The organism is Pseudomonas rhizosphaerae (genome assembly GCF_000761155.1).
Classification (GTDB): domain Bacteria; phylum Pseudomonadota; class Gammaproteobacteria; order Pseudomonadales; family Pseudomonadaceae; genus Aquipseudomonas; species Aquipseudomonas rhizosphaerae.
The window spans coordinates 3,767,194-3,790,387 of sequence record NZ_CP009533.1 but is presented as its reverse complement, the minus strand read 5'-3'; the positions used below and the strand labels follow the sequence as shown (position 1 = coordinate 3,790,387).

Below are 23,194 nucleotides of genomic sequence, written 5' to 3'. Positions count from 1 at the left end.
CAGCGAATTTGGCTATGGGCCCGTGCAGGCAGCTAGGCATCAAGGCCCAGTATCAGCCCAATGCCTCGAGTTGCGCCTGCATGTCTTCGAGCAGCTCCAAGGCTTCCATCCACTGCTCCTCAAGCTCACCCTCGCGAACCTTGAGCTTGGCCTGCTGGGCAAGCAGGTCGCGCAGTTCATCCTTGCGCGCAGCCTCGTAGACGGCGCTGTCGGACAAGCCGGCCTCAATCGTGGCGAGCTTTGTCTGCACCTCACCCAGTTCGCTTTCCAGCTTGTCGGCCTGGCGCTTGTGCGGTGCCAACTGCTGGCGCAGCGCCGCGGCGGCCTGGCGCTGGGCTTTCTTGTCGGTCTTGTCCAGGTTGACCGGGGTGTTGCTGACCGGGGCATGGCGTTGACGATAATCCAGTAGCCAACGCGCGTAGTCGTCCAGGTCGCCGTCGAACGGCTCGACCTTGCCCTCGGCTACCAGCAGGAAATCGTCCGTGGTGCTCTTGAGCAGATGCCGGTCGTGGGACACCACCAGCACCGCGCCACTGAACTCCTGCAGGGCCATGGTCAAAGCCAGGCGCATCTCCAGGTCCAGGTGGTTGGTCGGTTCGTCGAGCAGCAGCAGGTTGGGCCGTTCCCAGGCAATCAGGGCCAGCGCCAGACGGGCCTTTTCTCCGCCCGAAAAATTCAGCACCGGCTCGTCGATGCGCGCGCCACGAAAATCGAAGCCGCCGAGGAAGTCGCGCAGTGTCTGCTCCCGCTCGCTGGGGGCCAGCCGCTGCAGATGCAGCAACGGGCTGGCCTTGCTGTCCAGGGAATCCAGTTGGTGCTGGGCGAAATAGCCCACGACCAGATTCTCGCCACGCACCAGACGGCCGCCAATGGGTGTCAGCTCGCCGGCCAGGTTCTTGATCAGGGTCGACTTGCCAGCGCCGTTGGGGCCCAGCAGACCGATGCGTGCACCGGGTGCCAGTTGCAGCTTGACCTTCTCCAGCACGACCTTGTCGCCGTAGCCCAGTCGGCCTTCGGAAAGGTCGAGCAGCGGGCTGGAAATCTTCACCGACTCGCGGAAGACGAAATCGAAGGGCGAGTCGACATGGGCCGCCGACAGTTCTTCCATGCGCTCCAGGGCCTTGATCCGGCTCTGGGCCTGGCGCGCCTTGGTGGCCTGGGCCTTGAAGCGCGCAATGTACTTCTCCATGTGCGCACGCTGCGCCTGCTGCTTGTCGTACGCCTGCTGCTGCTGCGCCAGACGTTCGGCGCGGGCGCGCTCGAAAGCACTGTAGCCACCGCGGTAAAGCGTCAGCTTCTGCTGCTCGACGTGCGCCACGTGATCGACGACTTCGTCGAGGAAGTCGCGGTCGTGGGAGATCAGCAGCAGGGTGCCGGGATAGCCCTTGAGCCAGTCCTCGAGCCAGAGGATGGCATCGAGGTCGAGGTGGTTGGTCGGCTCGTCGAGCAGCAGCAGGTCGGAGGGGCACATCAGGGCCTGCGCCAGGCTCAGGCGCATCCGCCAGCCGCCGGAAAAATCACCGACCTGACGATCCATCTGCTCGTTGCTGAAGCCCAGCCCGGCCAGCAGCTTGCGAGCGCGGGCGTCGGCGGTATAGCCATCGGCGCTGTCGAGCTCGGCATGCAGCCGAGCCTGGGCCGCACCGTCCTGCCGGGCTTCGGCGTCCGCCAGCGCATGTTGCACTTCGCGCAGGCGCACATCGCCATCGAGCACATAATCGACCGCGATACGTTCGAGGGTATCGACTTCCTGGCGCATATGGGCAATGCGCCAATCGGCAGGCAGGTAGCAATCACCGGAGTCGGGTGCAAGTTCGCCGCGCAGCAAGGCGAACAGGCTGGATTTACCGGCGCCGTTGGCACCGATGAGGCCGGCTTTGTGACCGGCGTGCAGGGTCAGCTCGGCGTCTTCTAGCAGACGCTGCGGGCCACGCTGTAAAGTGAGGTTCTGAAGTCGGATCATAATGGCGGCGAAGTCTACCAGCTTCCTCGCCCACTGGCGCGAGTAGCACGATGCGTGATGAGTTGTGGAAGTTTGCCTTGAACCTCTATGCCCGACCGGGTATCGAGGCCGCCTGCCTGCAGTTGCAGGCAGAGGGCGCCAATGTGTGCCTGCTGCTGTGCGGCGCCTGGCTGGATACCCGGGGTGTGGCCTGCTCGGGCGAGCGCGTGGCGCTGCTGCAAGCAATCGCCACGCCGTGGCACGAAGAGGTCGTGCAACCATTGCGCACGCTTCGCCAGCAGTGGCGCGACCAGGCCTTGCGCGACGCCGAACTGACGCTGCTGCGCGAATCGATCAAGGCCTTGGAGTTGAGCGCCGAGCGCCAGTTGCTGCAGCGTTTGCACGACCAGGCCGCGTGCTGGCCGCTCGATACAGATCGATCGAGTAAGGCTTGGCTGTCTGCATTGCTACCGACGCCGGCAGCGCACGTCAGCCCCGCTTTGCAAGCGCTGAGCGTGGCCGCCGGGGAGACTCAGGCTTCGCTGGACGACGCGCCGCCTTTGTCATCCTGACCGACAGCAGCTGGAGCGCCGGACTCTGTTGCGCTCGAATGCACGGCTGCGGCAAGCGACTTGGCGGCGGCAGGTTTTCTGGCAGGGCGGGCGCTGGGTTTGGCAGGTGCCTGGGTTTCAGGCTTGACCGCGGCACCCGGCGCCGCGAGGGCCTTGCGTGTGGTGCTGCGCGAGGCTGCGGGCTTGCTCGCTGCCGGCTTGGCTGCGGCACGCGCGGCCGAACCCGGCGTGGCGGTCTTGGCCGGCGTACGTGTCGCAGCGCTGGTCGACTTGGACCCAGTGGCGGTGGTTGCCTTGGGCTTGGCCGAGCGCGCTTCGATGGCCTTGCCGGCCGCCTCCTGAACACGGCCCACACCAGCCGCCAGCTTCAGGCTGTCCTGGGCATCGCGTTTGAGCTCGACAATGTAGGCGCGGGTTTCGGCTTGACGGTCCTTGAGGTCGTCGAGCACTTGCTCCAGTTCGGCCACCGAGTCATGTGCCTTGGCCTGTTTCTTTTTCTTGCCGGCTGCGGCAGCGTCTTGCACTTTGGTGCGCGACTTGTGCAGTTTTTCCTGAGCCTTGCCGCGCTGCTTCTCGAGCTTGGCGAGCAGTTTTTCCGCATCGGCCAAGGCTTGGGAACACGCGCTTTCAAGGTGTTCGAGCAAACTGCCAGAAAGCTGTTGAAGCAAATGCAACGGGGTGTTTACGGGCTTCTTGTTAGCCGACATGGGTTACCTCCGGGCCGATGGGTAGAGGCTCATACTAGACCTGTGCCGGTAGAGCCGCCAGAACATGTTGACCCCGCTTGCCGGGCCCTGTTGCGCGGTCGGTGGCATAATTGCTCGATGCTCGATATGCCTTGTCCTGGAGAATGTGATGTTGCCTCGCCTGCTGGTGTCGTTGTCCCTGCTGCCGCTGTCCTGGGTCTGGTCGCAAGCGCAGGCTGCGCAAGGTATACCCGATGGCGCCCATGACCTGGCCTACAGCGTCGGCGCCAGCCTGGGCGAGCGCTTGCGCGTGGACGCGCCGGACCTTCAGCTCGACGCCCTGCTCAAGGGCTTGCAGCAGGCGTATCGGCAAGAGCCACTGGCGCTGAGCAATGAGCGCATAGGCCAATTGCTGGCCCAGTACCAGGCTCAGCATCAGGTACAGACTGACCCGGCCGACAATGCGCCGGACATTGAAAAGGCGTTGGCCGCCGAGCGTCGCTTCATGGCGGGCGAAAGGGCCAAGTCAGGGGTACGGGAGATCTCGGACGGGGTGCTGGTCAGCGTGCTGGAGCCTGGGGCAGGCGCCCCCGTCACGGCCGATGGACGCGTGCAGGTTCAGTACATAGGGAGATTGCCCGACGGCAGCGTGTTCGATCAAAGCAACCAACCACAATGGTTTCGCTTGAACAGCGTCATCGAAGGTTGGCGCACAGCCTTGCAACAGATGCCAACCGGTGCGAAATGGCGTGTGGTGATCGCCTCTGCCCACGCCTACGGTGCCGACGGCGCGGGCGACTTGATTGCGCCCTATACACCGTTGACGTTCGACATCCAGTTACTGGCAACGGCCCCGTAGGGCCGCTTTTGCATCGAGTCACGCCTGGGCGACGGACTCTTCCTTATGAGCGTTGTGCAGGACTTCGATCAGGCAGTCTTCGAGCTCGAAGCGCTCGTGCAGCAACCGGCCCAGCTCCTTGAGCTTGTCGAGGATGACCGCAGCATCGGAGCAGTCGCCCTTGTCGCAGTAGTCGTTGAAGTCGAGCGCTTTTTGCGTGATTTCGTCGATGCGCGGCCAGATCGTCTCGGCCAGCTCCAGTCCACGCTTGTCGTTGAACGCCTTGGCCTCGTCGGTCAATTGCTCATAGATCTCGAAGTGGCCCGCCGACGTATAGTCGACCAGCAAGCCGCAAAAATCTTGCAGCCTCTTGCGATCCTCGACCAGTGCCTGGGGCGTGTCGCCCAGTGCATCGAATGCCTTGATCAGCTCATTGCGTTCCTGCAACCAGCGATCGATCAGCAGGTGAACTCCGCCCCAGCGTTCCTGGGCATTCTTGCAGCTTTCCAACATGATGAGTGCTTCCCTTGTGGGTCATGCCCGGCTTCGCGATCCTGTACCACAGGAAACAGGGCTCGGACCGATTCGCGGTCTGTGACGGCGAATGTCGATGTACATGCAGGGGGAGATTATGCCCGTGCGCCAATGGCATCAAGGTACGCATCGGATAATGTTCATACAAGTGTTTAATCGCAGCAATATCGAGGCATGTGCCCGATTTACCGGCGCCTCCCTCTGTGCCGCCTGTGAGTGGGCAGCGGAGGGATGGCGCGGCAAGCGATTATGTGTGAAAGCGTTTCAGAGCGTACGCACCGATGTGGGTAGTGGCGCAGACAACAAACGCTCGTCGAGCATTCCCAGCCCCTCCTGGAACAGCAGATTGCTGCGCTCGGTATCACCCAACTGGGCCAGCAAGCGTGCCAGTTCGGCGCAAGTTTCCGGGCTGCGCTGCAGGCGCAGGCTGCTTTCCAGGTAGTCGCGGGCCTTGCCCCATAGGCGGTTCTGCAGGCACAGGCGGCCGAGGGTCAGCAACAGCCCGGCATCGTGGGTGTTCTGCTTGAGCCAGCCTTCGGCAGTCTGCAACTGACGCGCAGGATCGGTGCCGATCACCAGGCCGTAGAGTCGCGCCAGATGCGTGTCGTATTGGCGCTTCTGCGCAGTGCGCAGAACCTCTTCGGCCTGGGTCTGGGCACCCACCTGGCGCAGTTGCTCGGCATAGGCGAGCACCAGTGCCGGCTCCTGGCGCTGCGCCGAACTGAGTGCCTGCCAAGCGCGTTCCAATGCAGCCAGGCCCGCCTCGCCCTGCCCCGGCTCTTGCCCAGGTACATGGGCAGCCACGCTCAGGTTCTCACCCCAGGCACGTCGCTCAAGCTCGGCAAGTTCGGAAGCAGGTAACGCCTTGTCCTTGCGCAATTGCGGCAGCAGCTTGACGACGGCCGGCCAGTCGCCGCGTTGCTGGTGAACCCGTTGCAGCTGACGCAGCACCTGCACGTTGCGCGGATGACGCTCGTGCATGGCTTGCAAGGTCTGGAGGGAACCGTCGCTGTCGCCACGGTCGCTCTGCAACTGAGCATGGCTCAGGGCAATTGCCAGTTCGGCCTGGGGCTGACGTGCCAGGGCCTGCTCGAGCAGATTGTCGCTGTCTTCGTAGCGACCCAGCTCGTTGGCCGCACGGGCCGCGCCCAGGTAGTAAAGCAACGGCTGGCGCTCATGTTCGGCGGCGTACTGCAAATGTTTCTGGGCACTGGCCCAGCGCCCTTCGGCGAGGTCCAGCTGACCTTTTTCGATGGACGTCTGCACGCGGCGACTGCGATTGCGCCCCGACCACGGGTTGACCACGCGACCGGAAGTGACCACCACGCTGACCAGCAGATAGACGATGAACGCCAGCAACACCAGGGCTAGCAATGCCAGCAACGTGGTCCACAGACCCGACTCATAGCGCATTACATGGGGGTAGTCGATCAATACATAACCAGGGTGCTTGGCCACGGCCAAGCCGAGGCCAACCATGGCGGCAATCACCAGAAACAGGATCACGTAGAACCGTTTCATGGCTGGCTCTCCGCAGCGTCCGGCGTGGCTTGGGTCGACTTCTGCAAGCCTTCGACCGGGGTGTGGCGATGCTGCAGGTAGGCTTGGATGGCATTGAGGCTGGCATCCAGATCAGGCGTGGTCACCGAGACCGGCTGGCTCTTGAGCGCGGTCAACTGTTCGATCATGGCCTGGGTAGGGCCGTTCTCGCGATTGAACCCTGCCACCAGGATGCTGCGCGCGTCGTCCAGCGCCTGGGTATAGACCTTGCCTTGACCATTGAGCGCAGCCCACTGCGCCTGCTCCAGTGCCAGGCTCAAGGCCAGGCGAACCTGGTTCAGGCTTTGCCCGGCGAGCAGCGGACGAATGCTGTCATCGGGGTTGAAGTCGACCCGGAAGAAACCGGAAATCTTGTTCCACCATTGCCGCCAGCGAGTCTCGCCCTCTGGCGAAGTCCCTTGCGCAGCCTCGGCGGCAGCCTGGAATTCCGGTGCCAAGGCCGTAACTTGCGTCGCCTGTTCACGCAGTGCGCTCAGTTGCAGGAACAGCCCGGTGCGATCGGGCTGGGTAGTGCCCTGCAGGGACGCCAGGCTGCGGGTCAGTTGTTCGCGCGCCGCAAAGGCTTGCGGGTCGTCCTGCTCGCGAAGGATTTCGTCGGCGCCCTGCACCAGGGCCTTGGCACTGGTGACGTCCTGCAAGGCAGACAGACGCAGGCTGGCCAGACGCAACAAGTGCTCGGCTTCGGCCAGGCGCCAGTCCTTGCGGCTGGCACCCAGCACGGTTTCAAGGCGCTGACTCAAGCGCTGCTGGTCGCCCTGCAACTGCGCGACCAGGCGGTGGCGGTCTTCCAGTTCGGTGGCATCGGGCAATTGCGCGAGGTCGGCACTGAGTTGCCGTTCGTTGTGTTCCAGGGTGAGGGTCTGCGTGGCGAGCCCTTCGATCACCCGCGACTGCTGCTGATGACCGGCAGTGAGCGTGCGCACCTGCCACACGCCCCAGCCGGCGGCCGCCAGGCCCGCAGCGGCGAGCAGCAGCGCGATGATCGCCAAGCCATTGCCGTTGGCCGAGGGCCGTAGCGGCGCGGCGGCTGGCTGTTCGAAAGGCGCCTTGGGGGCGCTCTGCGGTTCGTCTTTGGGCAAGGCTGTTTCGCTCACGTGTCCATCCTTTGCATAGGGGCGCGCTCACCGGCTGACGGTCGCGCCTTACGATCTGGGTGCGGCCTGCCTACGCAGCGCCGCCAGCAACGCCGAAGTGCTGGCACCTCGGCAATCCACAACATTCAAAGCGCCAGCGTCACGCGCCAGCGCAGCCACTCGCGGGCTGGGCACGAACAGCGGCAGGGCGCGGATCGCCGGCCATTGCTCGCCTGCCAACTGATGCAAGTGTTGAAAACCCTGCCCACTGCTGACCACCACGGCGTTCAAGCGTTCCGACGCGATACGGGCCGCCAGGGTCCCCGGCGGGTAGGTTGGAATGCGGCGCCGGTACAGCTGCAGATACTCCACCGCCACGCCTTGGTCGCGCAAGTGTTCGGCCAGTGCCTCGCGTCCACCCTCCCCGCGGATGATCAGCACCCGCGGGCGGGGGCCGGCCAACGCGGTGCGCAATTGGGCCAGATTCAGCAGGGCTTCGCTATCGTCTCCTGTTTCAGGATACGTCACGTGCAGCCCACGCTCTTCGAGAATGGCTGCCGTAGCAGCGCCAACGCTGAACCAGTGGGTCTGGCCAAGGATGGCAGGGGCGCGCTCAAGCGTCAGGCGCGCGGCCGGTTTGCTGACGACGATCACAGCCGCGTATTGATCCAGATCGGCCAGAACCCGGCGCTGATCCTCGCTCACCGGCAGCGGCTCGATTGCCAGCAGCGGCAAGCTTGCGGCGAACACTCCGTCCTCGCACAGCGCTCGAGTTTGCAGCGCACATTCGTCGATGGGCCGTGTCAGCAACACGCGCCAAGGGCTCAAGGATGACCGGCCTCGCCGTACACGGCACGCAGGATGTCGTCGGCGCCCTGCTCCAGCAACGCCTCGGCAACCTGCACACCCAGCTGCTGCGCATCGGCCAGCGGTGCCCGCGCCTGGGCGTGCAGCAAACGCTGCCCAGCGGGGTCGCCCACCAAGCCGCGCAGCCAGATCTGTTCGCCTTCGAGCACCGCATAGCAGGCGATCGGCACTTGGCAGCCACCGTTGAGGTGCTTGTTCAGGGCCCGCTCGGCGCTGACGCGGAACTCGGTATCGCGATGATGCAATGACCCAAGCAGGGCATGGATCTCGCTGTCACCCGTCCGGCATTCGATACCGACCGCGCCCTGCCCGCCTGCAGGCAGGCTGTCCTCGACGCTGATGCTGGTGGTGATGCGGTCTTCGAAGCCCAGACGGATTAGGCCTGCCGCGGCAAGAATGATCGCGTCGTATTCACCGGCATCGAGCTTGGCCAGGCGCGTGTTGACGTTGCCGCGCAGGAAGCGAATCTGCAGATCCGGGCGCCGCGCCAGCAGTTGGGTCTGGCGACGCAGGCTCGAGGTGCCGACGATGCTCCCCGCCGGCAATGCTTCCAGGCTGTCCCAGGCATTGGAGACGAACGCATCGCGGGGATCTTCTCGCTCACAGATGCAGTACAGACCCAGCCCTTCGGGAAAATCCATCGGCACGTCTTTCATCGAGTGTACGGCGATGTCGGCCGTGCCTTCGAGCAAGGCGGTTTCCAGCTCCTTGACGAACAACCCCTTGCCGCCGATCTTCGACAAGGGCGAGTCGAGCAGCTTGTCGCCACGACTGACCATCGGGACCAGGCTTACCTGCAGGTCCGGATGGGCCTGTTCCAGACGGGCCTTTACGTATTCGGCCTGCCACAGGGCAAGCGCGCTCTTACGGGTGGCGATGCGGACTTCGCGAATGGGCATGGATCGATCCGTTTGAAAATTAGCGGACGATGATACCAGCTGTGCGCCGGACCGCGCCCGATCGGGCAGACCGGGCGCGGTCGCTCGATCGCTAGAGGTGCTGCATCATCTTGCGCACGCCCGCGACATGGCGGCGGCTGACGATCAGCGCGTCGCCGTTCAGGCCTTTCAGATAGAGCTGAAAGTGGCCCAGCGGGGTGCGCTGCAGGCGCTCGATACGCTCGCGGGCCACCAGGGCATTGCGGTGGATACGCACGAACCGATCGCCGAACTCGTCTTCCAGCGCCTTGAGCGGCTCGTCGAGCAGGACTTCGCCGCCTTCATGACGCAGGGTCACGTATTTATGGTCGGCGATGAAGTAGATCACCTGATCCAACGGAATCAGCTCGATGCCCTTGCGGGTGCGTGCACTGATGTGACTGCGCGGCCCGGTGCCGGCTTCGGCCGCCGGACGTGTCAGGGCAGCCAGTTGCACGCGGTTGGGCTTTTCGGCTTTCTTCAGTGCCTCGAGCAGATGTTCGGAGCGCACCGGCTTGACCAGATAACCCACGGCACTGACCTGGAATGCATCCAGGGCAAACTCATCGTGGGCGGTGCAGAACACCACCGCTGGGGGCGCGTCGCGCTCGCACAGTTTGGCGGCGACTTGCAGGCCATCCAGGCCAGGCATGCGAATGTCGAGCAGGACCACATCCGGCTTTTGCGCCTCGATCATGCTCAACGCTTCTTCGCCATTGCTGGCACCGGGTTCGAGCACGTGATAGCCCTCGAGCTCGCCAACCAATCGGCTCAATCGCTCGCGGGCAAGGGGTTCGTCATCAACGATCAGGACATTCATATAGCGCTGGATTCCTGCGTGAGTCTCGCACATGGATAACGTAGACAAGTGAAGTGACGACCGTCACGGCGATTCACGCTAAGACTTGCACGCGGACCGAAAAGTGCCGCAAGTCGAGCGCCAATGTTTGCCAGTGCCTGCTGGGTTCCGCCTGACGCATGGGCTGCGGCGGCTTCTTGGTAGGGATTGCTGACGGTCAATATGAACTCTCCCCCTTTATAGTCGGCCTCCACGCTGACCACTCCGCCCGAAATCAACGGGGCGATGCCATGCACCAGCGCATTTTCCAACAATGGTTGCAAGGTTAGCTGGGGGATCGGCAGATCATCCGGGATTGTTTCGATCCTCCAGTGCAACTGTAGACGCTCGCCGAGGCGATATTGCTCAATCGATAAATAACGTTTGGCCAATTCGACTTCATCACGCCACATCACCAGGCTGTTGGGCTGCGCGAGACTGGCGCGAAACAGGTCGGAGAGATTGAGCACCGCCTGTTCGGCCTTCACCGGATCGCTGACCACCAGGCTGGCGATGCTGTTCAGACTGTTGAACAGGAAGTGCGGACGGATGCGCGCCTGCAGGGCCTGGATGCGCGATTGCAACTCGGCTTGCTGCTGGCGCCGCCATTGGCTCTGCAGGTAGAAGTAACGCAGCATCAGTGCCGACATGATCAGCCCGATCAAGGCATGGCGCAGGTAGCGGTTGACCTCCACGGTCGGCGTGTCGAGCCCTCTCAGCTGGAAGTAGTCGATCACCGCCGTGCCCGCCAGGGTCAGCCCCACCACCAGGGCGCAGCACAGGCCGCCCGCCACGCCCGGACGCAGGCGCGCCAGCCAGGGTCGCAGCGCACAGAGCAGGCCGGCCGAGAGCAGGACGATCCACTGCACGAACAGCGAGGTCAGCGCCAGGCGCACCCAGTTGAAGCCCGGGTTCATGGGCTCGGCCAGCACCAGTACGAACACCAGCAATTGCGCCAGCACGATCAGCATCAGCAGGGCCTGGGGCAGGCAGAGCTCGGGCAGGAAAAAGTCCGGCTCGGGAGGGTTCGACGGCTTGCTGAACATGTACGGTTCCCTGGCTGCTGTGGTGTGTTGCGGGCCTCTTCGCGGGCAGAGACCCGCTCCCACAAGGGATCACCTCGATCTGTGGGAGCGGGGCAGGCGGCGAGCCCTCTGCCCGCGAAGGGGTGAATGCAGACAATAGACACCTGCACTATGCCGCCAACAGACCCGGGCCGCATTTGTTATTATCGCGGCAATTTCCCGTTCACGCCTTGCACGAGCCAATTCATGAGCACTGACAAGACCAACCAGTCCTGGGGCGGCCGCTTCAGTGAACCCGTCGACGCCTTCGTCGCCCGCTTCACCGCATCGGTCGACTTCGACCAGCGCCTGTACCGCCATGACATCATGGGCTCGATCGCCCACGCCACCATGCTGGCCAAGGTCGGCGTGCTGACCGACGCGGAACGCGACACCATCGTCGATGGCCTGCGCACCATCGAGCAGGAAATCGAGGCCGGCCAGTTCGACTGGCGCGTGGACCTCGAAGACGTGCACATGAACATCGAGGCGCGCCTGACCGATCGCATCGGCGTGACCGGCAAGAAACTGCACACCGGGCGCAGCCGCAACGACCAGGTCGCCACTGACATTCGCCTGTGGCTGCGTGACGAAATCGATCTGATCCTGGGCGAAATCACCCGCCTGCAGCAAGGTCTGCTTGCGCAGGCCGAGCGCGAAGCCGACACCATCATGCCGGGCTTCACGCACCTGCAGACGGCCCAGCCGGTGACCTTTGGACACCACCTGCTGGCCTGGTTCGAAATGCTCAGCCGCGACCATGAGCGCCTGGTCGACTGCCGCAAGCGCACCAATCGGATGCCCCTGGGCAGCGCGGCGCTGGCCGGCACCACCTACCCGATCGACCGTGAGCTGACCTGCCAGCTGCTAGGCTTCGAAGCCGTCGGTGTCAACTCGCTGGACGGCGTTTCGGACCGTGACTTCGCCATCGAATTCTGCGCTGCGGCCAGCATCGCGATGATGCACCTGTCGCGCTTCTCCGAAGAGTTGGTGCTGTGGACCAGCGCGCAGTTCCAGTTCATCGACCTGCCCGACCGTTTCTGCACCGGCAGCTCGATCATGCCGCAGAAGAAGAACCCGGACGTGCCAGAACTCGTGCGTGGCAAGAGCGGCCGGGTGTTCGGATCGTTGATGGGCCTGCTGACCCTGATGAAGGGCCAACCGCTGGCTTACAACAAGGACAACCAGGAAGACAAGGAACCCTTGTTCGACGCCGCCGACACGCTGCGCGATTCGCTGCGCGCCTTTGCCGACATGATCCCGGCGATCAAGCCCAAGCACGCCATGATGCGCGAAGCGGCATTGCGTGGCTTCTCCACCGCCACCGACCTGGCCGATTACCTGGTGCGCCGTGGCTTGCCGTTCCGTGATTGCCACGAGATCGTCGGCCACGCTGTGAAACATGGCGTAAACACCGGCAAGGACCTGGCGGAAATGAGCCTGGACGAGTTGCGCCAATTCAGCGACCAGATCGAGGCAGACGTGTTCGAGGTCTTGACTCTGGAAGGCTCGGTCAACGCCCGCGATCACATCGGCGGCACGGCGCCGGCTCAGGTGCGTGCAGCCGTGGCTCGTGGCCGGGAGTTGCTGACGGCTCGCTAGACGTGCTTGGCAGGCCTGGCCTCTTCGCGGGCAGAGACCCGCTCCCACAGGAAGGGGAGTGGCTGTGCGCTCGCTAGGCGCCTGGCAGGTCCGGCCTCTTCGCGAGCAGAGGGCTCGCCGCCTGCCCCCGCTCCCACAGGATATTCAACACCTACTGTGGGAGCGGGTCTCTGCCCGCGAAGGGCGCCCCACAGAACCCGACATTGACCCCCGATCGAGAACACGCCATGAGCGATACCCTGATAGACGAAGACGAAGCGTTCGCCGAAGCCACCCTCACCCAGGCCATCGAGAACCAGATCGAAAGCGACAACCCGCCGGCTGCCAAGGCCACGTTCAACAAGCTGACGCTGGTGGGCTACGAGCGCGAGGACATCCTGAACATGATGGCTCACGTGCTGGCGATCGAGATCGACGCGATTCTGGAACAGGATCGGCCGTTCGACACGGCGTGGTACGAAGCCGCCCTGCGCGCCCTGCCCGAGCTGCCGCCGGAAAAAGTCTGAAGCGGCGCAGGCGCGTTCGCCCAAGGCTGACTACACTGGAAAAACCCCCGCGCCTCAGCGTCGAGGGTACAGCGCACAGCGCCACTCGGCGCTGTCGTTCATTCCATAAGAAAGTCGGGAGCGCCTATGTCGTCCTACACCCCGGAACTGGTTGCCGAGCTGGAAATTCTTGCCCTGTTCAACCTCGGCAACACCATGGAAGGCCTGAAAATCCACCACACCGCAGCGCCGGCAGCCATTGCCGCCGCCACGCGCCTGCACGAGAAGGAATTGATCACCAAGCCTGACGGCGGCTATCTGACCAGCCTGGGCCATGAAGCGGCCGAGCACGCGCAGTCGTTGCTGACCATCCTGACGGTGGCCGAACCGGCCTGAGTGGCGGAAACCTGATCAATCGTCCGCAGGCGCCGACCGCGCCTGCAACCGGCGCTGCTCGGCAGCAGCGATGATCTGGCGCCGGGTGTCGTCATCTGCCGAGCGCCAGGCCCTGATGTCCTCGACGTGGCGGAAACAACCCTGACAGACCCGCTCTTCGTCCAGTCGGCACAAGCTCACGCAGGGTGACTGTACCGAGGGGCTGACATTGCTGTAGAGCGGCTTGGGCGCGCGTGCAGGCTGGCTCACAGGCATCAGATCTCTTCGAAGTCCAGCTCGACGCCGGCCTGTTCCTTGGTGGCCCGGGCCAACACTTCGCCTAGCAATTCTTCGGATTTCTCGCAGCTCCACTTGCCCGACTCTTCGTCGTAGTCGAAGTGATAGCCACCGGAACGTGCGGCCAGCCACAGCTGGCGCAACGGCTCCTGGCGGCTGATGATCAGCTGGCTGCCGTTTTTGAACTTGATGGTCATCATGCCGGCGGAAATCTCGATGTCGTCGGCGTGGTCTTCGAGCAACTCCTCCAGCGCCTGCTGGGTGGCATCGACCAGGTCGTGGAAACGGGCTTCGGTCAAACTCATTGCAGGAACCTCGGAAAGTGTCTGTTCGCGCTACGGGCGGCAAGATACGAGCAGCCAGCGGTTTATGCAAAGCATAATGCACCCGTCTGGATCGGTGGCAACGCTGGCAGCCCACCTGCATAGCCACCATGCCGGGCGCTGGGTATACTCGGGCGCAATTACTGCTTATACAAAGGATTTCGCCATGAAGCGCCTGATCTCTTCCCTGGCCGCGCTCGTCGCCGTTGCCTGCCTGGTGTCTGCCTGTGGTCAAAAAGGCCCGCTGTACCTGCCCGATGACAGCAAATCGCCCGAAGACCAAGCCAAGTCGTCGCAACCGCACAAGCACTACTAAGGGAACACCATGGACGCTTTTCAACGCCGCGACGGTGAACTGTTCGCCGAAGGCGTAGCCCTGTCGGCCGTGGCCCAGCGCTTCGGCACACCGACCTACGTCTACTCGCGCGCCCACATCGAGGCACAGTACAACGCCTACGCCGATGCCCTGCAGGGCACTCCCTCGCTGGTCTGCTTTGCCGTGAAGGCCAACTCCAACCTGGCCGTGCTCAATGTCCTGGCGCGTCTGGGCGCCGGTTTCGACATCGTCTCGGGCGGTGAGCTGGAGCGTGTGCTGGCCGCGGGCGGGCGCGCCGATCGCGTGGTGTTCTCCGGCGTGGGCAAGACCCGCGCCGACATGCGCCGCGCCCTCGAAGTGGGCGTGCATTGCTTCAACGTCGAGTCCAGCGACGAGCTGGAACGCCTGCAGGGCGTCGCCGCCGAACTGGGCGTGCGGGCACCGGTGTCGCTGCGCGTCAATCCGGACGTCGACGCCGGCACCCATCCGTACATTTCCACCGGCCTGAAAGAGAACAAGTTCGGCATCGACATCGCCGCAGCCGAAGACGTCTACGTGCGTGCGGCGCAATTGCCGAACATCGACGTCGTCGGCGTGGACTGCCACATCGGCTCGCAGCTGACCACCCTGGCACCGTTTCTGGATGCCCTGGACCGTCTGCTCGACCTGGTCGATCGCCTGGGCGATTGCGGCATCTACCTGCGCCACATCGACCTGGGCGGTGGCCTGGGCGTGCGCTACAGCGAAGAGCAGCCGCCGCTGGTGGCCGACTACATCGGGGCTGTGCGCGAGCGCCTGGACGGTCGCGAGCTGGCCCTGGTGTTCGAGCCGGGACGTTTCATCGTGGCCAATGCCGGCGTCCTGCTGACCCAGGTGGAATACCTCAAGCACACCGAGCACAAGGATTTCGCCATCGTCGATGCGGCCATGAACGACCTGATCCGCCCGGCCCTGTACCAGGCGTGGATGAACGTCACCCCGGTCAAGCCGCGTGAAGGTCAGGCGCGAGCCTACGACGTCGTCGGCCCGATCTGCGAAACCGGCGACTTCCTGGCCAAGGATCGTGAACTGGTGCTGGCCGAAGGCGACCTGCTGGCAGTGCATTCGGCCGGTGCGTACGGTTTCGTTATGAGCTCGAACTACAACACGCGCGGCCGTTGTGCCGAAGTGCTGGTCGATGGCGACCAGGCGTTCGAAGTCCGCCGCCGCGAAACCGTGGCTGAGCTTTTCGCCGGCGAAAGCCTGTTGCCGGAGTAATCCCATGCTACTGCGTTTTACCAAGATGCATGGTCTGGGCAACGATTTCATGGTGCTGGACCTGGTCAGCCAGCATGCCCACATCCTGCCCAAACACGCCAAGCAATGGGGCGATCGCCACACCGGCATCGGCTTCGATCAGTTGCTGCTGGTGGAAGCGCCGAGCAATCCCGACGTCGACTTCCGCTATCGCATCTTCAATTCCGACGGCTCCGAAGTGGAGCAATGTGGCAACGGCGCACGCTGCTTCGCCCGCTTCGTGCTGGACAAGCGCCTGACGGCCAAGAAGACCATTCGCGTGGAAACCAAGGGCGGCATCATCACCTTGGACGTCCGCAACGATGGCCAGATCAGCGTCGACATGGGTCCGCCACGCCTGGTACCGGCCGATATTCCGTTCCAGGCCGACACCCAGGCGCACAGCTACGCGCTGTCCGTCGACGGCCAGAGCGTGCAGATTGCCGCGCTGTCCATGGGCAACCCCCATGCGGTGTTGCGTGTGGACGATATCAACAACGCGCCGGTGCACGCGCTGGGGCCAAAGATCGAGCACCATCCGCGCTTTCCGGCGCGGGTCAACGTGGGTTTCCTCCACGTCGTGGACCGTACCCGTGCCCAGTTGCGGGTGTGGGAACGTGGCGCCGGCGAGACCCAGGCCTGCGGTACCGGCGCCTGCGCCGCTGCGGTCGCGGCCATCAGCCAGGGCTGGATGGACTCGCCGCTGCTGCTCGACCTGCCGGGCGGCCGCCTGTCCATCGAATGGGCCGGGCCGGGCCATTCGGTGATCATGACCGGCCCTGCGGTGCGGGTCTTCGAAGGACAAGTGCGTTTATGAGCGAGTACAGCCAATGACCGATCAGCCTCAAGTACCCGCGCCTGCGGAGCTCCTGGAGGCTTCGGCCGTGGCCGAGTTTCTCGCTGCCAACCCGGCCTTCTTCGAGCAGCATGAAGAACTGCTGACCCAGCTGCGCCTGCCCCATCAACGTGGCGATACGGTGTCGCTGGTCGAGCGGCAGATGACCCTGCTGCGCGAGCGCAACGGCGAGATGCGCCAGCGCCTTTCGCACCTGATGGAGGTCGCGCGGGACAACGATCGCCTGTTCGAAAAGACCCGTCGCCTGATCCTGGCCCTGCTCGACACCACCTCCCTGGATGAGTTGGTGATCTGCGTGGAAGACAGCTTGCGCGAGGACTTTCAGGTGCCCTTCGTCAGCCTTATCCTGTTCAACGACATTCCCGCACCGGTAGGCCGTAGCGTGACCAGCGCCGAGGCCCAGCAGGCCATCGGCGGCTTGTTGTCGGAGGGCAAGTCGCTCAGTGGCGCATTGCGCGAGCACGAGCTGGCGTTCCTGTTCGGCAGCGACCAGGCCTCGCAGGTGGGCTCGACTGCACTGGTGCCGTTGTTGCACCAAGGCCTGCATGGCGTGCTGGCCATCGGCAGCCGCGATCCTGCGCACTACAAGAGCTCGGTAGGCACGCTGTTCCTCAGCCATATTGGCGAAGTGCTCAGCCGCGTATTGCCACGCTTCACCGGCGCCCTGCGCGCGGTACGCTGAGGTGCGCGACCAACTGGACGCCTACTGCACGCACCTGCGCAGTGAGCGCCAGGTGTCGGTGCACACCCTGGACGCCTACCGTCGCGACCTGACCAAGGTCGTCGAATTCTGCGAAAAGGAAAACCTGGCGAGCTGGCAGGCATTGGACATTCAGCAGCTGCGGCGCCTGATCGCTCGCCAGCATCAGCAGGGCCAGTCGTCGCGCAGCCTGGCACGCCTGCTTTCGGCGGTGCGCGGTCTGTACCGCTATCTGAACCGCGAAGGCCTGTGCAGCCACGATCCGGCCAACGGCCTGGCCCCACCCAAGGGCGAACGTCGCCTGCCCAAGACGCTGGACACCGATCGTGCCCTGCAGCTGCTCGAAGGTGCGGTGGAGGATGACTTCCTGGCCCACCGCGACCAGGCCATTCTTGAACTGTTCTATTCTTCGGGCCTGCGGCTGTCGGAGCTGACCAGCCTCGACATTGGGCAGCTCGATCTCGCCGATGGACTGGTACAGGTGCATGGCAAGGGCAGCAAGACGCGCGTGCTGCCCGTGGGGCGCAAGGCCCGTGCGGCACTGGAGCAGTGGCTGGCCATGCGCTCGATGAGCAACCCCATCGACGACGCCGTGTTCGTCAGCCAGCAGGGCCGCAGGCTCGGGCCGCGCGCCATCCAGGTCCGGGTCAAGGCCGCCGGCGAGCGCGAACTGGGGCAGAACCTGCATCCGCACATGTTGCGTCATTCGTTCGCCAGCCACTTGCTGGAGTCGTCCCAGGACCTGCGCGCCGTGCAGGAGATGCTCGGTCACGCCGACATCGCCACTACGCAGATCTACACGCATCTGGACTTTCAGCACCTGGCCAGTGTCTATGACAGTGCCCATCCACGGGCCAAACGCAAAGGCGCCGACTCATGAGCATCAAGCTGATCACCTTCGACCTCGACGACACCCTGTGGCACACCGCCCCGGTGATCGTCAGCGCCGAGGCCATCCTGCGCGAGTGGCTCGCCGACCAGGCGCCGAAACTGGGGCCGGTTCCCGTCGAGCATCTGTTCCAGATCCGCCAACGCCTTGTCGACGCCGACCCATCGCTCACGCATCGTATCAGCGCCTTGCGCCGGCGCGTACTGCTGCACGCGATGCTGGAGGCAGGCTATGCCGAGGGTGAGGCAACGTCATTGGCCGATAAGGCTTTCGAGGTGTTTCTGCACGCGCGGCACCAGGTGGAGATATTCCCGGAGGCCCAACCGGCTTTGGAAATTCTCTGTCAGCGCTACACCCTGGGCGTGGTCACCAACGGCAACGCCGATGTGCGTCGGCTGGGCCTGGCCGACTTCTTCACCTTTGCGCTGTGCGCCGAGGACCTGGGTATCGGCAAGCCGGATCCGCAGCCCTTCCTGGAGGCCATGCGCCTGGGTGGCGCGGCTGCCCATGAATCGGTGCACATCGGCGATCACCCCAGCGATGACATCGCCGGCGCTCAGAAAGCCGGCATGAAAGCTATCTGGTACAACCCGCAGGGCAAGCCATGGGCCGCCGAAGGCAAACCCGACGCCGAAGTGGCCAGCCTCGCCGAACTCCCTGCGTTGCTGCCCCAACTAGCCTAGCTGTAGGAGCGGAGCGGGCGGCGAGCCCGCTGCCCGCGAAGAGGTCCTGACTGCCTACCCCATACCCACAAAAAAGCCCGCAGCGACCGCGGGCTTTTTCGTCAGTGCGCCAAGCGCAGCAAACCGTCAGATAGGACGGCTGCCGTACTTGTTGTCCGGCTTCTTGGGTGGATCGGCCACCACATTGGGCTCGACTTCCTGCACCTTGCCACCGCGCGACAGGAACTCTTCCATCGCCCGGGCCAGCGCATCGCGCTCTTTGTTCTTGGCTTCGATACTCGGCAATTCGTCCACCGACACCGCTGCCTTGGCCTTGCCCTTGGCAGCCGGCGCGGGCGTGTCGCCGCCTTCGTCATCGGCCACGTCTTCGGCAGCCGCTTCGAGGGTTTCCTCGGTATCGTCTTCTTCGCCTACTTCGAGGTCGTCGTTTTCCAGATCATCGTCGCTCATGTTCTACCTCATGACTTGCGAAAGCAGATTATTTATAGCCCAGCTTTACCTTATGTCGACGGTAGCCGGAAAAAATTCACATCCACTGATAACCAGCGGTCAAGCGTCCTCGCCATACAGCGTGGCAAGGACCCGACGCGCGCCGCCATGATCGCGATGCTCGCCCAGATAAATACCTTGCCAGGTACCCGTCGCCAGCCTTCCCGCGGTGACCGGGACAGTCACCTGGCAGCCCAGCAAGCTGGCCTTGAAGTGCGCTGGCAGATCGTCGGCGCCTTCGTCGTTGTGTTCGAAACCCTCCGTGCCCTGTGGCACCAGACGGTTGAAGAAACGCTCGAAGTCCCGGCGAACGGCCGGATCGGCGTTTTCGTTGACGGTCAACGACGCCGAGGTGTGTTGCAGCCACAAGTGCAGCAGGCCCGTGCGGCATTCGCGCAGGCGCGGCAGTTGCGCGAGCAACTCGTCAGTCACCAGATGAAACCCGCGAGGCCTGGCTCGCAAGGTGATGAGGGTCTGCTGCCACATACCGTTCTCGTCCGTTCGGGGCGCATTCTAGCGCGCTCTGGGAAAAAGCAAAGAGCCTGTTCGCGACTGTTTTGCAGTGAGCCGCCGTCCTCGATCGCTACGGCAAAGGGCGGTCCGTGCGGCAAACCCGCAGGGACTGAAGCAGATGACAAATCGCAGGCAAAAAAATGCCCGGCAAGCCGGGCATTTTTTTCCGAACGGTTACAAGTTGTAGCCGCGCTCGTTGTGTTGCGCGAGGTCAAGGCCCACGGCCTCTTCTTCCTCGTTGACCCGCAGACCCATTACCGCATCCAGCACCTTGAGGATGACGTAGGTCACGATACCGGTGTAGACCACGGTGAAGCCAACGCCCTTGAGCTGGATCCAGACCTGCGCGCCGATGTCTTCGACGGTGCCGAAACCACCCAGTGCGGGCGCGGCGAACACGCCGGTCAGGATCGCGCCGACGATACCGCCGACACCGTGCACACCGAAGGCGTCCAGGGAGTCGTCGTAGCCCATCTTGCGCTTGAGCGTAGTGGCGCAGAGGAAGCAGATGACACCGGATACCAGGCCGATGGCCAGTGCGCCCATCGGGCCGACCGTACCGGCCGCCGGAGTGATGGCGACCAGACCAGCCACCACGCCCGAAGCGATGCCCAGGGCGCTGGGTTTGCCGTGGGTCAGCCACTCGGCGAACATCCAGCCCAGTGCAGCGGCGGCGGTAGCGATCTGGGTCACCAGCATCGCCATGCCGGCCGTGCCGTTGGCTGCGGCCGCGGAACCGGCGTTGAAGCCGAACCAGCCGATCCACAGCATGGCCGCGCCGATCAGGGTGTAGCCCAGGTTATGCGGCGCCATCGGGGTGGTTGGGTAGCCCTTGCGCTTGCCCAGCACGATGCAGGCAACCAGACCGGCGATACCGGCGTTGATGTGCACCACGGTGCCACCGGCGAAGTCCAGCACGCCCCAGTCCCACATCAGGCCGCCGTTGCCGGACCAGACCATGTGCGCGATCGGTGCATAGACCAGGGTGAACCAGATGGCCATGAAGATCAGCATCGCGGAGAACTTCATGCGCTCGGCGAAAGCACCGACGATCAGCGCCGGGGTGATGATGGCGAAGGTCATCTGGAAGGTGATGAACACCGCTTCAGGGAACAGCGCCGCAGGGCCGGTGATGCTGCTCGGGGTGACGCCGCTGAGGAACGCCTTGGACAGGCCGCCGACGAAGGAATTGAAGTTGACGACGCCTTGTTCCATGCCGGTCGTGTCGAAGGCCAGGCTGTAGCCGTAGACCATCCACAGGATGCTGATCAGACCGGTGATTGCAAAACACTGCATCATCACCGACAACACGTTCTTGGAGCGCACCATGCCGCCGTAGAACAACGCCAGGCCAGGAATGGTCATGAACAGCACGAGTGCGGTCGAGGTCAACATCCAGGCGGTATCGCCGGAGTTGAGAACAGGGGCTGCCGCCTCGTCCGCCAAGGCAAGGCCAGGCATTGCGAGGGACAACAGGGCTCCTAGCCCTGCGAATTGACGCAGAGTCATATTGTTTACTCCTGGGGCGTTGGGTTGTGTCGGCTTTTTTTTAGATTGCGTCGGTATCGGTTTCGCCGGTACGGATGCGAATCGCCTGTTCCAGATTGACCACGAAAATCTTGCCGTCGCCGATCTTGCCGGTGTTGGCGGCCTTGGTGATGGCTTCGATGACGCGATCCAGATCCTTGTCGTCGATGGCCACGTCGATCTTGACCTTGGGCAGGAAGTCGACCACGTATTCCGCACCGCGATACAGCTCGGTGTGGCCTTTCTGCCGACCGAAACCCTTGACTTCGGTAACCGTGATGCCCTGCACGCCGATTTCCGACAACGACTCGCGAACGTCGTCCAGCTTGAATGGCTTGATGATGGCAGTGACTAGCTTCATGAAACTTCTCCCGAATTGGTGGACTTGCCCCAGGAAAACAAACCCGGATCAAGTCTAAGCGCAGCGCCTGGCTTTGTAACGCGTCGTCACTTGGCTCTAAGCAGAAAGCTTGCCATGTCGCGTAAACAGCGTGATTTCACAGCCGGGCCCGGTTTTTGTGCAGCTGCGTCGCCGGGTAACGCCTACCGGCGCACAACAAGGGTGCAGCCACCCGCACTGCCGTGCGCGAAAACCGTGCGCCGCCCGCCAGCTTTGCAGTACAAGGCTGCGTGATACACTGCACGTCACTTCGCCTCAGGATATTTCCCATGCTCGCGCCCAAAGCTTTCCTCGACGCCCTGAGCGACCATGCCTCACGCCTGTTCAGCGGCGACACCGCGCAGCCGCGCGCCGAGCTGGAAAACCAGTTCAAGGCGTTGCTGCAATCCGGTTTCAGTAAGCTCGACCTGGTCAGCCGCGAAGAATTCGATAGCCAGATGCTCGTCCTTGCACGCACCCGTGCACGTTTGGAGAGCCTGGAGGCCAAAGTCGCCGAGATGGAAGCCAAGGCGACGCCAAAGGTCGAGTAACGTCGGTGGTGCACGTCGTCGGGTGTTCGACTGCACCGCTTTGCATCACCCCCTCGGTATCGCCATTGAACAGCAGGGACGTGCTTCGATGAACCGCAACGAACTGCGCAAGGCCGATATCAACCTGATGGTAGTGTTCGAAGCGCTCATGCTCGAGCGTAACGTCACCCGCGTCGCGGAAAAGCTGTTCCTGGGCCAGCCCACGGTCAGCTCGGCACTGAACCGGCTGCGTGCCCTGTTCAACGACCCCTTGTTCATCCGCATCGGCCATCGCATGGAGCCCACCGCGCGCGCCGAGGAAATCATCCGGCACCTTTCGCCCGCGCTGGACGCCATGTCCGTCGCGCTGAGCCTGACCCACGATTTCGACCCGACCGTGAGCACCATGACCTTCCGCATCGGTTTGTCAGACGACGTCGAGTTCGGCCTGCTGCCGCAAGTGCTGCGCGCGTTGCGCACCGAAGCGCCAAAAGTGGTGATCGTGGTGCAGCACGTGGATTACTGGCGCATCCCCGACCTGCTCGCCTCCGGCGACATCACCGTGGGCATCAGCCAGACCCGCGGCCTGCCGGCCAACGCCAAGCGCAAACTGCTGCGCCGCATGCGCCCGCGCGTGCTGCGCGCCGACAAATCCGCCACACCTTTAACCCTGGACGAATACTGCTCGCGCCCCCACGTGCTGGTATCGCCCACCGCACACACAAGCGGCATTGCGGACGAGTGGCTGCATGAGATAGGCCGCACCCGCCAGGTGGTGCTCTCGGTGCCCCAGTTCAGCTCCCTCCCCGCTCTGCTCGCCGGCACCGACCTGCTCGCGGGCCTGCCCGACTACGCCGCAACCGCCATGGCCGCGCATGGCAATCTGTTCGACGAACCGTTGCCGTTCGATGCGCCCACCCTGGACCTGTCGATGGTGTGGTTGAGCATCACCGATACGGACCCGGCGGAGCGGTGGTTGCGGTCGCGGTTGGAGGCGTTCATGGGGGATCGGGGTGGGTTGTAGCCCAGCCTACGACTCGGCACGCATAAGGATCGATCATCGC

The 23,194-nt window shown here is 63.8% G+C and carries 28 protein-coding genes; 13 read left to right on the top strand and 15 right to left on the bottom strand.

What is annotated here, in order from left to right:
* Positions 1 to 52: 52 nt before the first annotated feature.
* The gene (locus tag LT40_RS16815) at positions 53 to 1,963 is read right to left on the bottom strand and encodes an ATP-binding cassette domain-containing protein (protein ID WP_043192244.1); all 1,911 of its coding nucleotides are present in this window, start codon (positions 1,961 to 1,963) and stop codon (positions 53 to 55) included.
* A 50-nt stretch (positions 1,964 to 2,013) separates the two neighbouring features.
* Here LT40_RS16815 and LT40_RS16810 point away from each other — a divergent pair, with 50 nt between their 5' ends.
* The gene (locus LT40_RS16810; protein ID WP_043192243.1) at positions 2,014 to 2,514 is read left to right on the top strand and encodes a TIGR02444 family protein; all 501 of its coding nucleotides are present in this window, start codon (positions 2,014 to 2,016) and stop codon (positions 2,512 to 2,514) included.
* Here LT40_RS16810 and LT40_RS21630 read toward each other — a convergent pair.
* Positions 2,475 to 3,221 carry an AlgP family protein gene (locus LT40_RS21630; RefSeq protein ID WP_052393452.1) on the bottom strand — a complete coding sequence of 249 codons (747 nt, stop codon included), beginning with the start codon at positions 3,219 to 3,221 and terminating at the stop codon, positions 2,475 to 2,477. The two genes, LT40_RS16810 and LT40_RS21630, sit on opposite strands and share 40 nt — an antisense overlap.
* Positions 3,222 to 3,369: 148 nt before the next feature.
* Between LT40_RS21630 and LT40_RS16800 the strand changes: the two genes are divergently transcribed.
* Positions 3,370 to 4,059: an FKBP-type peptidyl-prolyl cis-trans isomerase gene (locus tag LT40_RS16800; protein WP_043192242.1), complete on the top strand. Its 690-nt coding sequence runs from the start codon at positions 3,370 to 3,372 to the stop codon at positions 4,057 to 4,059.
* Positions 4,060 to 4,077: 18 nt separating this feature from the next.
* On the opposite strand, the gene LT40_RS16795 is transcribed toward LT40_RS16800, so the two are convergent.
* From LT40_RS16795 to LT40_RS16765, 7 genes are all read right to left on the bottom strand, one after another.
* Positions 4,078 to 4,551 carry an Rsd/AlgQ family anti-sigma factor gene (locus LT40_RS16795; protein WP_043192241.1) on the bottom strand — a complete coding sequence of 158 codons (474 nt, stop codon included), beginning with the start codon at positions 4,549 to 4,551 and terminating at the stop codon, positions 4,078 to 4,080.
* A 285-nt stretch (positions 4,552 to 4,836) separates the two neighbouring features.
* Positions 4,837 to 6,093 (bottom strand): heme biosynthesis HemY N-terminal domain-containing protein, encoded by a 1,257-nt coding sequence (locus LT40_RS16790; protein ID WP_043192240.1) that lies wholly within the window; start codon positions 6,091 to 6,093, stop codon positions 4,837 to 4,839.
* Positions 6,090 to 7,226: a uroporphyrinogen-III C-methyltransferase gene (locus LT40_RS16785; protein ID WP_043192239.1), complete on the bottom strand. Its 1,137-nt coding sequence runs from the start codon at positions 7,224 to 7,226 to the stop codon at positions 6,090 to 6,092. The genes LT40_RS16790 and LT40_RS16785 overlap by 4 nt, the downstream gene beginning before the upstream one ends.
* Positions 7,227 to 7,274: 48 nt before the next feature.
* Positions 7,275 to 8,033, bottom strand: a complete 759-nt coding sequence (locus tag LT40_RS16780; protein ID WP_043192238.1) for a uroporphyrinogen-III synthase — start codon at positions 8,031 to 8,033, stop codon at positions 7,275 to 7,277.
* Positions 8,030 to 8,971: a hydroxymethylbilane synthase gene (hemC, locus tag LT40_RS16775; RefSeq protein ID WP_043192237.1), complete on the bottom strand. Its 942-nt coding sequence runs from the start codon at positions 8,969 to 8,971 to the stop codon at positions 8,030 to 8,032. The genes LT40_RS16780 and hemC overlap by 4 nt, the downstream gene beginning before the upstream one ends.
* Positions 8,972 to 9,062: 91 nt before the next feature.
* Positions 9,063 to 9,809 carry a LytR/AlgR family response regulator transcription factor gene (locus LT40_RS16770; protein ID WP_043192236.1) on the bottom strand — a complete coding sequence of 249 codons (747 nt, stop codon included), beginning with the start codon at positions 9,807 to 9,809 and terminating at the stop codon, positions 9,063 to 9,065.
* A complete protein-coding gene (locus tag LT40_RS16765; RefSeq protein WP_043192235.1) occupies positions 9,806 to 10,873 on the bottom strand; it encodes a sensor histidine kinase in 1,068 nt (355 codons plus the stop codon). Before LT40_RS16765 ends, LT40_RS16770 begins: the two co-directional genes overlap by 4 nt.
* Positions 10,874 to 11,098: 225 nt before the next feature.
* Between LT40_RS16765 and argH the strand changes: the two genes are divergently transcribed.
* The 3 genes from argH to LT40_RS16750 all read left to right on the top strand — a co-directional run bounded on the left by argH (position 11,099) and on the right by LT40_RS16750 (position 13,374).
* Positions 11,099 to 12,493, top strand: a complete 1,395-nt coding sequence (gene argH, locus LT40_RS16760) for an argininosuccinate lyase (protein WP_043192234.1) — start codon at positions 11,099 to 11,101, stop codon at positions 12,491 to 12,493.
* Positions 12,494 to 12,720: 227 nt separating this feature from the next.
* Positions 12,721 to 12,999 carry a hypothetical protein gene (locus tag LT40_RS16755; protein WP_043192233.1) on the top strand — a complete coding sequence of 93 codons (279 nt, stop codon included), beginning with the start codon at positions 12,721 to 12,723 and terminating at the stop codon, positions 12,997 to 12,999.
* A gap of 126 nt (positions 13,000 to 13,125) precedes the next feature.
* Positions 13,126 to 13,374 (top strand): TIGR02647 family protein, encoded by a 249-nt coding sequence (locus tag LT40_RS16750; protein ID WP_043192232.1) that lies wholly within the window; start codon positions 13,126 to 13,128, stop codon positions 13,372 to 13,374.
* A 15-nt stretch (positions 13,375 to 13,389) separates the two neighbouring features.
* Here the strand turns inward: LT40_RS16750 and LT40_RS16745 are convergent, their stop codons facing one another.
* Complete coding sequence (locus LT40_RS16745; protein WP_043192231.1) at positions 13,390 to 13,629, bottom strand: DUF1289 domain-containing protein; 240 nt, start codon at positions 13,627 to 13,629, stop codon at positions 13,390 to 13,392.
* Entirely contained in the window at positions 13,629 to 13,955 is a 327-nt protein-coding gene (gene cyaY, locus LT40_RS16740; protein WP_043192230.1) for an iron donor protein CyaY, read from the bottom strand. The genes LT40_RS16745 and cyaY overlap by 1 nt, the downstream gene beginning before the upstream one ends.
* A gap of 184 nt (positions 13,956 to 14,139) precedes the next feature.
* Between cyaY and lptM the strand changes: the two genes are divergently transcribed.
* Genes lptM through LT40_RS16710 form a run of 6 tightly spaced genes read left to right on the top strand, consistent with a single transcriptional unit; the run spans position 14,140 to position 18,692 of the window.
* Complete coding sequence (lptM, locus tag LT40_RS21390) at positions 14,140 to 14,289, top strand: LPS translocon maturation chaperone LptM (protein ID WP_043192229.1); 150 nt, start codon at positions 14,140 to 14,142, stop codon at positions 14,287 to 14,289.
* Between the two features lie 9 nt (positions 14,290 to 14,298).
* Positions 14,299 to 15,546 (top strand): diaminopimelate decarboxylase, encoded by a 1,248-nt coding sequence (gene lysA / locus LT40_RS16730; protein ID WP_043192228.1) that lies wholly within the window; start codon positions 14,299 to 14,301, stop codon positions 15,544 to 15,546.
* 4 nt (positions 15,547 to 15,550) lie between these two features.
* Positions 15,551 to 16,381, top strand: a complete 831-nt coding sequence (dapF, locus tag LT40_RS16725; protein WP_043192227.1) for a diaminopimelate epimerase — start codon at positions 15,551 to 15,553, stop codon at positions 16,379 to 16,381.
* A gap of 13 nt (positions 16,382 to 16,394) precedes the next feature.
* The gene (locus tag LT40_RS16720) at positions 16,395 to 17,102 is read left to right on the top strand and encodes a DUF484 family protein (RefSeq protein ID WP_043192226.1); all 708 of its coding nucleotides are present in this window, start codon (positions 16,395 to 16,397) and stop codon (positions 17,100 to 17,102) included.
* Position 17,103: 1 nt separating this feature from the next.
* Positions 17,104 to 18,000: a tyrosine recombinase XerC gene (xerC, locus tag LT40_RS16715; RefSeq protein WP_043192225.1), complete on the top strand. Its 897-nt coding sequence runs from the start codon at positions 17,104 to 17,106 to the stop codon at positions 17,998 to 18,000.
* Positions 17,997 to 18,692: an HAD family hydrolase gene (locus LT40_RS16710; protein WP_043192224.1), complete on the top strand. Its 696-nt coding sequence runs from the start codon at positions 17,997 to 17,999 to the stop codon at positions 18,690 to 18,692. Before xerC ends, LT40_RS16710 begins: the two co-directional genes overlap by 4 nt.
* Positions 18,693 to 18,818: 126 nt before the next feature.
* Here LT40_RS16710 and sutA read toward each other — a convergent pair whose 3' ends face one another.
* The 4 genes from sutA to glnK all read right to left on the bottom strand — a co-directional run bounded on the left by sutA (position 18,819) and on the right by glnK (position 21,582).
* Positions 18,819 to 19,142: a transcriptional regulator SutA gene (gene sutA, locus LT40_RS16705; protein ID WP_043192223.1), complete on the bottom strand. Its 324-nt coding sequence runs from the start codon at positions 19,140 to 19,142 to the stop codon at positions 18,819 to 18,821.
* Positions 19,143 to 19,241: 99 nt separating this feature from the next.
* Complete coding sequence (locus tag LT40_RS16700; protein ID WP_043192222.1) at positions 19,242 to 19,667, bottom strand: secondary thiamine-phosphate synthase enzyme YjbQ; 426 nt, start codon at positions 19,665 to 19,667, stop codon at positions 19,242 to 19,244.
* Between the two features lie 201 nt (positions 19,668 to 19,868).
* On the bottom strand, positions 19,869 to 21,203 hold the full coding sequence (locus tag LT40_RS16695; protein ID WP_043192221.1) for an ammonium transporter: 1,335 nt from the start codon (positions 21,201 to 21,203) through the stop codon (positions 19,869 to 19,871).
* A gap of 40 nt (positions 21,204 to 21,243) precedes the next feature.
* On the bottom strand, positions 21,244 to 21,582 hold the full coding sequence (glnK, locus tag LT40_RS16690) for a P-II family nitrogen regulator (RefSeq protein ID WP_002555808.1): 339 nt from the start codon (positions 21,580 to 21,582) through the stop codon (positions 21,244 to 21,246).
* 308 nt (positions 21,583 to 21,890) lie between these two features.
* Here glnK and LT40_RS16685 point away from each other — a divergent pair, with 308 nt between their 5' ends.
* On the top strand, positions 21,891 to 22,151 hold the full coding sequence (locus LT40_RS16685) for an accessory factor UbiK family protein (RefSeq protein WP_043192220.1): 261 nt from the start codon (positions 21,891 to 21,893) through the stop codon (positions 22,149 to 22,151).
* An 88-nt stretch (positions 22,152 to 22,239) separates the two neighbouring features.
* Complete coding sequence (locus LT40_RS16680; protein WP_043192219.1) at positions 22,240 to 23,154, top strand: LysR family transcriptional regulator; 915 nt, start codon at positions 22,240 to 22,242, stop codon at positions 23,152 to 23,154.
* Positions 23,155 to 23,194 lie beyond the last annotated feature (40 nt).

Coding starts and splice junctions, on each gene's coding strand:
- LT40_RS16815 (WP_043192244.1), bottom strand. CDS start 1,963: ATGATCCGACTTCAGAACCTCACTTTACAGCGTGGCCCGCAGCGTCTG.
- LT40_RS16810 (WP_043192243.1), top strand. CDS start 2,014: ATGCGTGATGAGTTGTGGAAGTTTGCCTTGAACCTCTATGCCCGACCG.
- LT40_RS21630 (WP_052393452.1), bottom strand. CDS start 3,221: ATGTCGGCTAACAAGAAGCCCGTAAACACCCCGTTGCATTTGCTTCAA.
- LT40_RS16800 (WP_043192242.1), top strand. CDS start 3,370: ATGTTGCCTCGCCTGCTGGTGTCGTTGTCCCTGCTGCCGCTGTCCTGG.
- LT40_RS16795 (WP_043192241.1), bottom strand. CDS start 4,551: ATGTTGGAAAGCTGCAAGAATGCCCAGGAACGCTGGGGCGGAGTTCAC.
- LT40_RS16790 (WP_043192240.1), bottom strand. CDS start 6,093: ATGAAACGGTTCTACGTGATCCTGTTTCTGGTGATTGCCGCCATGGTT.
- hemC (WP_043192237.1), bottom strand. CDS start 8,971: ATGCCCATTCGCGAAGTCCGCATCGCCACCCGTAAGAGCGCGCTTGCC.
- LT40_RS16770 (WP_043192236.1), bottom strand. CDS start 9,809: ATGAATGTCCTGATCGTTGATGACGAACCCCTTGCCCGCGAGCGATTG.
- LT40_RS16765 (WP_043192235.1), bottom strand. CDS start 10,873: ATGTTCAGCAAGCCGTCGAACCCTCCCGAGCCGGACTTTTTCCTGCCC.
- argH (WP_043192234.1), top strand. CDS start 11,099: ATGAGCACTGACAAGACCAACCAGTCCTGGGGCGGCCGCTTCAGTGAA.
- LT40_RS16755 (WP_043192233.1), top strand. CDS start 12,721: ATGAGCGATACCCTGATAGACGAAGACGAAGCGTTCGCCGAAGCCACC.
- LT40_RS16750 (WP_043192232.1), top strand. CDS start 13,126: ATGTCGTCCTACACCCCGGAACTGGTTGCCGAGCTGGAAATTCTTGCC.
- LT40_RS16745 (WP_043192231.1), bottom strand. CDS start 13,629: ATGCCTGTGAGCCAGCCTGCACGCGCGCCCAAGCCGCTCTACAGCAAT.
- cyaY (WP_043192230.1), bottom strand. CDS start 13,955: ATGAGTTTGACCGAAGCCCGTTTCCACGACCTGGTCGATGCCACCCAG.
- lptM (WP_043192229.1), top strand. CDS start 14,140: ATGAAGCGCCTGATCTCTTCCCTGGCCGCGCTCGTCGCCGTTGCCTGC.
- lysA (WP_043192228.1), top strand. CDS start 14,299: ATGGACGCTTTTCAACGCCGCGACGGTGAACTGTTCGCCGAAGGCGTA.
- dapF (WP_043192227.1), top strand. CDS start 15,551: ATGCTACTGCGTTTTACCAAGATGCATGGTCTGGGCAACGATTTCATG.
- LT40_RS16720 (WP_043192226.1), top strand. CDS start 16,395: ATGACCGATCAGCCTCAAGTACCCGCGCCTGCGGAGCTCCTGGAGGCT.
- LT40_RS16710 (WP_043192224.1), top strand. CDS start 17,997: ATGAGCATCAAGCTGATCACCTTCGACCTCGACGACACCCTGTGGCAC.
- sutA (WP_043192223.1), bottom strand. CDS start 19,142: ATGAGCGACGATGATCTGGAAAACGACGACCTCGAAGTAGGCGAAGAA.
- LT40_RS16700 (WP_043192222.1), bottom strand. CDS start 19,667: ATGTGGCAGCAGACCCTCATCACCTTGCGAGCCAGGCCTCGCGGGTTT.
- LT40_RS16695 (WP_043192221.1), bottom strand. CDS start 21,203: ATGACTCTGCGTCAATTCGCAGGGCTAGGAGCCCTGTTGTCCCTCGCA.
- glnK (WP_002555808.1), bottom strand. CDS start 21,582: ATGAAGCTAGTCACTGCCATCATCAAGCCATTCAAGCTGGACGACGTT.
- LT40_RS16685 (WP_043192220.1), top strand. CDS start 21,891: ATGCTCGCGCCCAAAGCTTTCCTCGACGCCCTGAGCGACCATGCCTCA.
- LT40_RS16680 (WP_043192219.1), top strand. CDS start 22,240: ATGAACCGCAACGAACTGCGCAAGGCCGATATCAACCTGATGGTAGTG.